Annotated in this window: 10 protein-coding genes; 4 read left to right on the top strand and 6 right to left on the bottom strand. The window is 59.4% G+C overall.

The features are described from left to right. Positions 1-373, top strand: a 373-nt coding sequence (locus CFR80_RS14935; RefSeq protein ID WP_146221668.1) for a transposase, incomplete at its 5' end; no start/stop codon positions are given. Between the two features lie 89 nt (positions 374-462). Beyond that, entirely contained in the window at positions 463-1,221 is a 759-nt protein-coding gene (locus CFR80_RS14930) for a DeoR/GlpR family DNA-binding transcription regulator (protein WP_039736020.1), read from the top strand. 41 nt (positions 1,222-1,262) lie between these two features. Here CFR80_RS14930 and CFR80_RS14925 read toward each other — a convergent pair whose 3' ends face one another. Continuing rightward, on the bottom strand, positions 1,263-2,024 hold the full coding sequence (locus CFR80_RS14925) for an SDR family NAD(P)-dependent oxidoreductase (protein WP_010516028.1): 762 nt from the start codon (positions 2,022-2,024) through the stop codon (positions 1,263-1,265). A gap of 406 nt (positions 2,025-2,430) precedes the next feature. Between CFR80_RS14925 and CFR80_RS14920 the strand changes: the two genes are divergently transcribed. Then, the gene (locus CFR80_RS14920; protein WP_010516029.1) at positions 2,431-3,717 is read left to right on the top strand and encodes an NAD(P)/FAD-dependent oxidoreductase; all 1,287 of its coding nucleotides are present in this window, start codon (positions 2,431-2,433) and stop codon (positions 3,715-3,717) included. Positions 3,718-3,730: 13 nt separating this feature from the next. Here the strand turns inward: CFR80_RS14920 and CFR80_RS14915 are convergent, their stop codons facing one another. The 5 genes from CFR80_RS14915 to CFR80_RS14895 form a co-directional block, all read right to left on the bottom strand. Next, positions 3,731-4,177, bottom strand: coding sequence for an RrF2 family transcriptional regulator (locus CFR80_RS14915; protein ID WP_010516031.1), 447 nt, complete (start codon positions 4,175-4,177; stop codon positions 3,731-3,733). A 121-nt stretch (positions 4,178-4,298) separates the two neighbouring features. Then, entirely contained in the window at positions 4,299-5,354 is a 1,056-nt protein-coding gene (locus CFR80_RS14910) for a sulfate/molybdate ABC transporter ATP-binding protein (RefSeq protein WP_010516032.1), read from the bottom strand. After that, positions 5,351-6,154, bottom strand: coding sequence for a sulfate ABC transporter permease (locus CFR80_RS14905; RefSeq protein ID WP_010516033.1), 804 nt, complete (start codon positions 6,152-6,154; stop codon positions 5,351-5,353). Before CFR80_RS14905 ends, CFR80_RS14910 begins: the two co-directional genes overlap by 4 nt. 1 nt (position 6,155) lies before the next feature. Continuing rightward, on the bottom strand, positions 6,156-7,031 hold the full coding sequence (gene cysT, locus CFR80_RS14900) for a sulfate ABC transporter permease subunit CysT (RefSeq protein WP_010516034.1): 876 nt from the start codon (positions 7,029-7,031) through the stop codon (positions 6,156-6,158). Continuing rightward, positions 7,028-8,053 carry a sulfate ABC transporter substrate-binding protein gene (locus tag CFR80_RS14895; protein ID WP_110507614.1) on the bottom strand — a complete coding sequence of 342 codons (1,026 nt, stop codon included), beginning with the start codon at positions 8,051-8,053 and terminating at the stop codon, positions 7,028-7,030. The genes cysT and CFR80_RS14895 overlap by 4 nt, the downstream gene beginning before the upstream one ends. Positions 8,054-8,470: 417 nt before the next feature. On the opposite strand from CFR80_RS14895, the gene CFR80_RS14890 reads away from it, so the two are divergent. Further along, a complete protein-coding gene (locus tag CFR80_RS14890; RefSeq protein WP_110507613.1) occupies positions 8,471-10,234 on the top strand; it encodes an alginate export family protein in 1,764 nt (587 codons plus the stop codon). The last annotated feature ends 1,277 nt before the right edge of the window (positions 10,235-11,511 follow it).

Genomic DNA, 11,511 nt, shown 5'->3' with positions numbered 1-11,511 from the left:
GCTTGCCGACACCGGTTACGCCAGCGGACAGGCGGTCCGGAAACTGCAGGAAAAGGGCATTGATCCGCTGGTCGCCATTGGACGGCCCTGTGCCCGCAGGCCTTATGACTTCCGGCCACCTCCTGAAGACAGGGAACCGCGCCGGATCACCGAACCCTGGCGGCTTGCCATGAAGGACAGGCTGGAAACTACAGAAGCCGGAGATGTTTACAGACTACGCAAACAGACCGTGGAGCCGGTCTTTGGAATTATCAAAAGCATCATGGGCTTCAGAAGGTTCAGCCTGCGTGGCCTTGCAAAAGTCACGACCGAATGGACCCTCGTTGCACTCGCATATAACTGCAAAAGAATGGCACGGCTTCACGCAGCATAAGCCGGGTCAGCCTCGACCTTATAACCCTCAAAATGGCCAACCCGACAGACTGCTAGGTCCTTGAATAATGTGATGGAGTAACAGGCAACGTGTCAGCGGAAGAACGCCACCATGAAATTATTACACTGGTGCGCACCCAGGGGTATGTCTCGAACGAGGACCTGGCCCAGAGGCTGAATGTTGCAGTCCAGACCATTCGCCGTGATGTCAACCTGCTGGCCCGGCGCGGGCTGGTGGCGCGACATCATGGCGGAGCGGGGCTGGCGTCGTCGGTCGAGAATATCGCCTATTCCGAACGTCAGGTGCTCAACCGCCGCGCCAAGGAGGCCATCGGCCACCTTGCCGCGCGGCAGATACCGGACAATTCATCCCTGTTTGTCAGCATCGGCACCACCACGGAAGCTTTTGCCAAGGCATTGCGGCGACACAAGGCGCTACGTGTGATTACCAATAACCTGCATGTCGCAACGCCGCTATCCGCTCAGACGGATTTTCAGGTCATCGTGACCGGCGGGCTGGTGCGGTTTTACGATGGCGGGATCACCGGGTCCACCGCCAGTACCTTTATCGAACAGTACCGCACCGATTTTGCCGTGATCGGCATAAGTGGGATCGAGGAAGATGGCACGCTGCTGGATTTCGATGCCGATGAGATCAGCGTGGCGCAGGCCATGATGCGCAATGCCCGGCGCGTCTACCTGCTGGCGGACCAGACCAAGTTCGGCCGCAGGCCCATGGGGCGGCTGGGACACCTGTCACACGTCCACGGTTTCTTTACCGACCGCCAGCCATCCGAACGGATATGCGCCCTGCTGCGTGAACATGACGTGGACCTGCATATCGCCTGATGGGCATGACCGGGCGCGCTGACCCGGTCATGCCCGTGGCGTTACTGCGCCAGATAGCCGCCATCAACCGGCAGGACCGCGCCGGTGATGAAGGATGCGTCATCGGACGCCAGGAACAGGATGGCGCTGGCGATTTCCGCAGGCTTGCCCATGCGGCCCATCGGGTGCATCTCGACCACCTTGCGGATGGCGTCCGCATCCATTTTCGCAACTGCCGGGGTATCGATCGTGCCGGGTGCTACGGCGTTGACGCGCACGCCCTTGTCCGCCAGATCAATGGCCAGGTGCTTGGTGATGCCGGACGCCACGAACTTGGCCGGTCCGTAAACCGCCTGTCCCTTCTGCCCCGCAAAGGCGGAAATGGAGGACAGGCACACGATCGCGCCCTGTCCGGCATGCACCATCTCGGCTGCGGCATACTTGCAGCTCAGGAACATGCCGCGCGCATCCACCGCCATGGTGTGGTCCCACAGGTCCGCCGTGGCGGTGGCGAGGTCGGCCTCCGGAATGACGCCCGCATTGGCGACAAGGATATCGATCCGGCCAAAATGCTTCATGGTTTCATGGACGACGCGCTGGATGTCCGCCTCGCTCGTCACATCCGCCGGGACCGAGATGACGGGCACGCCGCTTTTTTCAAACTGGCTGACCAGTTCCTCCAGCGCATCGGTGTTCAGGTCGGTCAGCGCCAGCCGCGCGCCTTCGGCGGCAAAGCGTTCGGCGGTTGCACGGCCAATCCCGCTTGCGGCGCCGGTAATAAGGGCAACCTTGTCCTGGATCCGTCCGGTTGAGGTGGCGGTCATGGGGTCTCCTGCTGTCATGTCATGTATTTCAGTATGTTGGCACATATGTTGTGCCTGCCGTTATGCGGGCTAACGCGGGGATTGGGTAGATGTTGCCCGGTATGTTCCCTGTTCAGACCTGCCATCGGATAGTGGAAAAAGGGCGCAGGCGCGCCCTGTCACGATAGATCGGGTTCTTTTGATCGCCTGTGCCGATAGCGCGTTTTTCCGTGCTCTTGCGCGGGAAACGGGCGCAACCTGTGGGGACGGGCTACCTGTCCATGGCCGAATTTGCTGCCGTGCATGTTTCGGGCGCAGGGTGGATCGCCTATAATCCCTTTCGACACGAGTTGTATGGATGTGGCGTATCGGGGTTTTCCATGTCGGGACCGGGGCGCTGTGCGAGCGGGTTTGGAGCATTATCGAGATGGCACAAAAGTTTCGGATCGTGATTGTTGGCGGTGGTGTAGCCGGGCTTGCGCTGGCCACCCGGCTGGGCAATTCGGTCGGACGATCGGGACGGGCCGAAATCACGCTGGTGGACAAGAGTTTCGCCCATGTGTGGAAGCCGATGCTGCACTGCTTTGCCGCAGGCACGGCCGCGAATGAAAATGACCGCATAAGCTTCATGTCGCAGGCCAGCCGCCATCATTTCGAATTCTGGCCCGGTGAGATCACGGCCCTTGACCGCAAGGCCAAGACCATCTCGCTCGCCCCCATCAAGGACCCGCAGACGGGGGAAATGGTGGTGGATGCCCGCACGCTGGATTATGATGCGGTGGTCCTGTCCATCGGCAGCCGGGCAAATGACTTTGGCACGCCGGGCGTTGCCGAGCACTGCATGTTCATCGACAACCTGGTGGATGCAAACGGGTTCAATGACCGTTTCCGCATGGAACTGCTGCGGGCATTCGCCAATCATCAGGAACTGGATATCGCCATTGTTGGCGGCGGGGCGACCGGCACGCAGCTGGCGGCGGAACTGCACAAGGCGCTGGATCTGGCGTCGTTATACAGTTTTGGTGAAAAGCCGCCCAAACTGCGGATTACCCTGCTGGAAGCCGGGCCGCGCATCCTGCCAGCTTTCCCCGAAAGCGTGTCGGATGCGGCGGTCAGGCAGCTTGAGGCCATCGGGGTGACGGTGCGCGCGGGGGCAATGGTCAGCGGCGCGGATGAAAATGGCTTCATCCTCAAGGACGGCAGCCGGGTGCCTGCAACGTTGCGGGTGTGGGCCGCGGGCGTGAAGGCGCCCGATGTGACCAGGCAGTTCGGCGGGCTGAAGCTGTCGCGATCCGGCCAGCTGGAGGTCAGGCCGACCCTGCAGGTCATGGATGATGACAACATCTTCGCCATGGGCGACTGTGCCTTCATTGCTGAAAAACCCGTGGCCCCCACTGCGCAGGCCGCGCGGCAGCAGGCACATCACCTGGCGAAGGTCCTGCCCGGGTGGATGATGAGTGGCCGCCCGCTGCCCGCCTTCACATTCCATAACAAGGGCGCGGTGGTTGCGCTGGGTGATTACAATGGCTGGGGCACGTTCCCCGGCGGCACGGTCTTTGGGGGGGGATGGCTGCACGGGCTGTCGGCGCGGCTGGTGCATCTCATGCTGTATCGCCAGCATCAGTTTGAACTGTACGGGCCGGTGCGGGGTACGATTTCGTGCCTGGTCGACTGGCTGGATGTGTTCGTGCGTCCCTCTGTCCGGCTGGACTGAGGGAAAGGCGGCATCATATTGAAAAACCGGGCGGATCAGTAGCCGGGCGCTGCAGGCCACGGGTTTCGGCCTGCCTGACGAAATCATGCAGCGTGACCTTGCTGTATTCCCGTGTCAGGATTCCGTCCATCTGATCCATGAAGGGGCGGACCACCGTATTGAACAGCGTGCCCCTGCGCCGCTCGGTCGGGATGTCATCATGCGCGGTGGCCCTGTATATGTCCGCCAGCAGGATCTCGCGCGCCGGGTGGCCCAGCCGGTATCCCCCATGCGGGCCGCGCACGCCCCGTAGCAGGCCGGACCGGGCGAGTGCCTGCAGGGTTGGTTCGATCCCACGTCGCGCCAGCCCGGTACGTGCGGCAATATCCATGGTGCTGACCGGCTGGCCCGCCGGGCTGTGGAATGCCACGTCCAGCATTATGATCAGGGCGGTGGTGGTCCGGTCACGTACGCTGTGCATGGGCGTTGCTCCCTGATTCATATATGGCGCAGATGGTCTGCAATCGTGGTCCTGCCGGGTTTCATGTCCAGATGATGGAAAACCGCGTGGATATTAGGCATGGTCTGATACCTCCGCCGGGTCAGGCTGTCCGCTCCAGCCATGCATCGCCGCGCGCCAGACGCCCGGCGGCAATATCCAGCGCGCAATCCGGTATGACGCGCGCGGGCTCCGGCGTGGTGACCGTTTCTACAGCAAAGGTCGTGTGTGCTATGGTCGTCTCGTAAATGCCGACAAGGCCACGTCTGTGGCGCAGATGCGCACGCGCACTGCCGCTGCCGGGCCGCAGGCGGATGTCAGCGGGACGGATCAGGATTTCTGCCGGCCCGTCGGTGGCCGGAGTTGCAACGGGCTGGATGTCGGGCAGGGCAGGCATGAACACGCCATGTGCAACGTGGCCTGTAATCCGGACGACATCGCCGGTAAATGTCATGACAAAGGGATCGGCCGGATTATCCTCCAGTTGCCGCGCGGGGCCGGACTGCACGACGTGACCATTGCGCATCAGCACGACCGTATCCGCCAGTTCGGCGGCTTCCTGCCGGTCATGTGTCACAAGGATCGTGGTCAGGCCCAGCCGTTCATGCAGGTCGCGCAGCCAGCCCCGGATCTGCTGGCGCACCAGCGGGTCCAGCGCGCCAAAGGGTTCGTCCAGCAGCAGTACGCGCGGTCCCGTCGCCAGTGCGCGGGCCAGCGCCACGCGCTGGCGCTGGCCGCCCGACAGTTCATGCGGATATCGCGCGCCCATGCGGGGAAGCTGCATGAGGTCGAGCAGGTCCGTCACCCGCGCGGCGATGTCCGCCTTGTCCGGTCGGGTGCGGCGGGGCCGGATGGACAGGCCAAAGCCGATATTGGCCGCCACCGTCATATGCGCAAACAGGGCGTAATGCTGGAATACGAAGCCGATGTTGCGTGCGCGTGCATCCTGCATGTCGACGCATGCGCCATCAATCATCACATGGCCATCCTGATGGGGATCCAGCCCCGCAATGATCCGCAGCAGCGATGTCTTGCCTGCCCCTGATGGGCCGACCAGCGCGGTAAAGCTGCCATCGGGCACAAGCAGGTTGATGTCCTCCACAATGGGACGGCCGCCTTGGGGCAGGATGCGGGTGATATGGTCCAGTTGTACGCTCATGCGGTTTTTTCCGTCCTGTTCTGGCCACGTTCAAGAAACGTCCGGACCGCCACCACGATGGCCGCCATGAGGACAAGCAGCGCCGCCATGGTGAAGGCCGCCACCGTCTGGTAGCCGTTGTACAGGGTTTCGATATGCAGCGGCATGGTCTCGGTCAGACCCGGGATATGCCCCGATACGACCGAGACCGCGCCGAATTCCCCCATTGCCCGCGCCGTGGTCAGCAGCACGCCCGAAACCAGCGCCAGCCGCGCACCGGGCAGCGTGACGTGCCACAGCACCTGCCACAGACTGGCCCCCAGCATCACGGCGGCTTCTTCCGCCGTGCGCCCGTTATGCGCCAGCATGGGCATGAGCGTGCGCGTGACATAGGGAAAGGTGACAAATATGGTGGCCAGCAGGATACCGGGTGGCGCGAACATGATGGGATGGCCCCAGCGTTCCAGCGCCGTACCCCACCATCCCTGCGTGCCAAACACCAGCAGCCATACCAGGCCACCAACGACCGGTGAAACGCTGAGCGGCAGTTCGATCAGGACAATCAGCAGGTTACGGCCCGGAAACCGAAAATGGGACAGGGTCCACGCCGCCATGACCCCAAAGATCGTGTTCACCCCGACCGTCAGCACCGTCATGATGATGGTCAGGCGGATGGCCGACAGCGCATCGGGGTCGGCAAAGGTGGCAAGGGCGGCGCCCATCCCGTGCGACAGTGCCATGGCAAGGACCATGACCGGTGGCAACACCACCATTATACCCATCAGCAGGTAGATCAGGGCGGCGAATGCGAAACGTGCCATGTCAGACACCTCCCTGCGTGCCATGGGACAGGTGACGGCGCAGCAGGCTGATCAGCGCAAGCGACAGCAGCGAGATCATGACAAGCACAAGCCCGATCAGCGTCGCCCCCTGCGTATCGTATTCCTGCAGGCGGATCACGATCAGCAGGGGGGCAATTTCCGTATGAAAGGGCTGGTTGCCCGCAATGAAGATCACCGACCCGTATTCCCCGATGCCCCGGGCAAAGGCCATGCCAAAGGCCGTGACCAGCGCTGGATACAGCGCAGGCAGGATCACGCGCAGCAGGACCTGCATCCGGTTTGCGCCCAGTATCCGGGCTGCATCCTCCGCATCACGCGGCAGGTTGCGCAGCACCGGGGCGACGGTGCGCACCACAAATGGCAGCCCGACAAACATGATGGCCAGCACGATGCCTGTCTGTGTAAAGGCGATGCGCAGTCCCAGCCGCCCCAGTGGGCCGCCAATCCAGCCATTGGGACCATAAAGCGTGGCCATGGTGATGCCGACCACGGCGGTGGGCAGGGCAAAGGGCAGGTCCACCAGCATGTCGATCAGGCGGCGGCCCGGAATGTCGCTGCGTGCCAGCGCCCATGCAATCAGAAGTCCGGGCACCAGATCCACCAGCGCGGCAATCAGCGCCGAACGGAAGCTGACCCCCAGTGCGGACAGTATCCGCCTGTCATGTGCCGCATGGGCAAAGGCCTGCAGTCCGCTATGAAGCCCTTCGCCCCAGGGACGTGCGATCAGTGCCACCATGGGCAGCATGACCAGTCCCGCCAGCCAGAACAGGGTCAGCCCCAGTCCCGGCCCGAAACCGGGCAGGGCGTCACGCTGCCAGCGTGCCCGGATGGGGAATGCAGCCCGTCGCATGGTCATCTGGAATAGATGCTGTCGAATATGCCGCCATCGGCAAAGTGGTCTTTCTGCACCCTGGTCCATCCGCCAAGACTTGCGATGTCAAAGGTCGCGGTATCGGGAAACCTGTCGCGGTTTGCATCCAGTATGGTCGGGTTGACGGGGCGGAAATAATGCCTGGCCCCTATTTTCTGACCTTCGTCGCTGAACAGGTATGTGACATAGGCCTGTGCCACATCTGTCGTGCCGTGGGCCTGCACGTTGCGGTCCACCACGGCCACCGGCGGTTCGGCCAGGATGGTTATGGGGGGCACGACAATGTCAAACTGATCCGGCCCGATGTCACGCGCCGCCAGCAGGGCTTCATCTTCCCACGCCAGCAGCACATCCCCCAGTCCGCGCTGCACAAAGCTGTTGGTGGCGCCGCGTGCACCGGTATCGAGTACCGGCACATGCGCGAACAGGGTCTTCAGATATGCACGCGCCGTATCCGCCGTGCCGCCGGGCTGGCGCAGTGCCCACCCCCATGCCGCAAGATAGTTCCACCGCGCCCCGCCCGAAGTCTTGGGGTTGGGCGTGATGACCTGCACGCCGTCACGGATCAGGTCGGGCCAGTCATGGATGTTTTTAGGGTTTCCCTTGCGGACCAGAAACACGATGGTGCTGGTGAACGGCGTGGAATTATGGGGCAGACGGCCCTGCCAGTCCGTTGCCAGCAGCCCGTGCTGTGCAAGAATGTCAATGTCATAGGCCAGGCCAAGGGTCACGACATCGGCTGGCGCGCCCTCCAGCACAGAACGTGCCTGCGCACCCGACCCGCCGTGGGATGTACGGATCTGAACGGGGCTGTTTCCATGGGTCTGGGCCCACTGGCGGGAAAAGCTGCGGTCAATGTCCTGATATAATTCACGTGTTGGATCGTATGATACATTCAGCAATCCGGTTGCCGCCCATGCCCGCAACGGGGGAAACGCCATGGCGCCCCCTGTCGCCATGGTGGCATGCAACAGGCCGCGCCTGGTGATGGACCGTACTTTAACCATCGATATATTCCTTTGTTATATAAGGAAATATTAAAAAAGTGATCTGGTTTCAGGGGGCAGGGCTGGCGCATGTGGGCGCACCTGTCTGTTCCGTATTTCTGTGCTTTCCATAAAACACTAAAAACAACGTTGTATTATCTTTATGCCGGGAAAATGCCGTTGTCAATCATACGATGCATATCGTTTTATATGTGGCAAAAATACCTCGGCCGTGATGAGCATTTTGTTTGTGGAACAAAAAAATATCATTAAATAACAACGATATATTTAATATCCATTCTGCCCGAACGTAATTTTCGGCGGTTTTCTCACGCAAATCCATAAATACGCATTGACGTGTCTTTATCAAAATAATACGTCATTGTTTAGTGTTTAATGAGCCGGTATATCCCGCATATAGCGAAGTGGTATGTGACAATGTTGCCATCCCTGAAGTCTGCCGTGACCCTGAACGACCGACCTGTCCGCATTGGCGGCCGGAAAGTGACGGACTGTCAGGTGTTGGCCATGCTGCTCAGTCTGCCGACCGGCCTTGTCACCATGGGGCAGGGGGCACATGCCGCCGGTCCCATGCCCGCCAGCGCGGCCGGGACGATCGCGCCGGTGGGGCAGGAATCGCAATCCCAACCTGAAAACATGGTGGTGCATATAACGCCACGTCCCCCCATTCAGGTGTATCCGCACGCCAACCCGGTGGGGCAGCCTCTGCGGATGAGTGGCGCGGAAAACCGCAAGAATGGCCACCAGTATGACTGGGGCGTGTTCAATCGCGGGAATGGGGAAGCCGCGGGCTTCGGCCCGGTCGGTCGGTATGGTGTTGCCCCCTGGGCGGAAGACTGGAGCAACCTGCGCGACCGGAAAAAACGCAATGATCCCTTTGACGTATTGAAATACATTCCCCTGACGCGCAGCGGGAATGTCTGGATCAGTTTTTCGGGCGAGACGCGCCTGCGGAACTGGTTTGAAAGCCGACCGCAGCTGGGAACGCAGAAGCCCAATGATTCCGGCCGTTTTGCCGTGCGCAACCTGTATGGCGCAGACCTGCATATCGGGTCGCACCTGCGCTTTTTCGGTCAGCTGGTCAATGCCGATGCCGCAGGCTGGGGCGGGTATGGTTATGGGTCGACCTATCGCAAGCGTCTGGACGCGCAGCAGGCCTTTGCCGAAGTGCGCTGGAACATGCTGGGGGCGAAAAGTGGTTTCATGTTTGGTCGGCAGCAGTTTCTCGATGCGCCGTCGTACATGCTGTACAACCGCGAAACGCCAAACGTGCCGCTGTCATGGGACGGGTTCCGCGCCTACATGGTCTGGAAACGCATCCGCATTGACGGCTGGGATTTCGTGCAGACATACGACAGTGAAAACAAGATGTTTCACGATACCGAAAACTATGCCACGCGGCTTTATGGTTTCAACACGACATGGGCACCACCGGATTTCACCTTCATGGGACAGAAGGGATATTCCTTCGTTGACGCCTTTTATATCGGCTACAAGCTGAATGGGTCTGCTGGTGCGATTGCGGGACCGAACAATACTTCGGTCACGGGGTCCAATACACGCAACAATTTTGGCATGCGGTGGCATGGGCTTGCCGGCCCGATTGAATTTTCGGTCGGTGGAATCTGGCAGGGTGGCGTATTCCGCCAGTCGGGCACGACACAGGCACGCAATGTCAGTGCCTATGCCATCAATTCATCATTGGGGTACCGGTTTTCGGACAAAACGCTCAATACATTCGCAGGTATCCAGACGGATGTGTATTCGGGCGGCAACTCCAATGACCGCTCCGGCACGATTGGCACCTATATTTCGCCCTTCAATCCGCAGACCAACTATCTTGACACCACAACCTACATGACCGGGTCCAACCTGATCAGCTTTGCCCCCCTGATCCGTATTACGCCATTCAAGTCCGTCAGCATCCAGATCAAATATCCCCTGTTCTGGCGTGACAGTGTGAATGACCCTGTTTACCGATCCTCGGGGTTTTACAAGTTTGCCGGTAATTTCCGGGGAAAGTTTATTGGCATGGCGCCACAGGCATCCGTGGCGTGGCAGATCAATACACATGTGTCATGGACGCAGTATGTGTCCCGTTTCATGACTTCGCGGTCACTTAATGAAGCCGGTGGGTCCAGCGGAACATATTACCAGTCGAATTTTGTATTCCGGTTCTGATAGTAAAATAGAAAGGAATATGGACCAATGAACTGTAAGACAGACATGCAGAATGGCGTGTCCCATATCCTTCTGGCCTGTGTGCCGTTCTGTACGATTATTGGCGTGTGTTATGCCGTATTGAGTGGTGGCCTCACGCTGGGGGATCTGCCATCCGCAACGTCCTCTTTGTTCAGATATTGACCTGAGCCGGCACGGGAGGGGTCTGTTCTATCTGGTCGGGTATCGTGCCTGTACACAACAGAAAGCGGCATTGGCATCCGGTCAGCTGTAAGGCACTTTCCGGGTGTCGCTCGTTTTTGGCAAAGACGACGTTTTCCGGAACATCCTGAAAATCGGCCGCACCCGCAATGCCTCTGGCATTGACGGGCCGTTCACGTACTTCCTTATTTTTCCATCACGACACCATCTGGCGGGGCAGGGGAGCCATACGGTTCCATTCCCTGCATGGGCTGTCTGCCATTCCGCCTGATTATCATGCGGCCTGCTGCTACAGGGTGGCCTGACACACGTCTACTGTCCTGTTATGATGGCTGTTCCCACCATGCGAAGCATCATGATGGCCGCCCTGTTCCGTAATATCCAGGAATGTATCGGCAGGGTGCTGCATAATACTTTTATTTATAAGTGTATTCCGCTTTGCGCGGGAATTGGCCTGTTCCGTGGCATGACCCGCCAGAGATGAAAAATACCCTGTCCACGTCATCCTGCTGCGTATGGAAAATTCGTGTCACCAAGTGTCTATATGCACCAGATGCGACCATTTTCGAGGCTGGAAACAAGACAAAAAAATTAAATATTTTCGGATAAAAATTCATAACCTACCGATATATAATAACTTACACCGTGGGACTTATGACACCAGATGCATAACTCACGGTTACGTTACCTCATTTCAGCTTGCGGTTTGGGTGCTGTCTATATATCGATGGACATAGATGGTGCCCCGGTAGATACCGGGGTGTGTCCAGAAGGCGGCCCGGTTCAAAAGGCGCTCATGTTCACGCGACATGGCTGCCGTTTGAACGGGACAGTCATCCAGACCAGATCCATGACTATGTTTTGGGTTTACTGTAAAAATCAGGAATGGTTAGAGGGATCTAATCAAAAATCATACGTAATTTCTTTCTTTCCCCTGATTTGAAAATAATTTCTGGAGTAATATTTCCATGTCATCAGAGCCCGATCCGAAAGTTTTTCAAGCTTGACAATGCCTTGCTGTCCGTCGTGTGAGCATGCGGATCGAGGCGATCAATGTCCATGCGGTTGAGGACGCA

This window comes from Komagataeibacter oboediens (genome assembly GCF_003207815.1).
GTDB lineage: Bacteria > Pseudomonadota > Alphaproteobacteria > Acetobacterales > Acetobacteraceae > Komagataeibacter > Komagataeibacter oboediens.
This window is presented reverse-complemented; position numbering and strand designations above follow the sequence as displayed.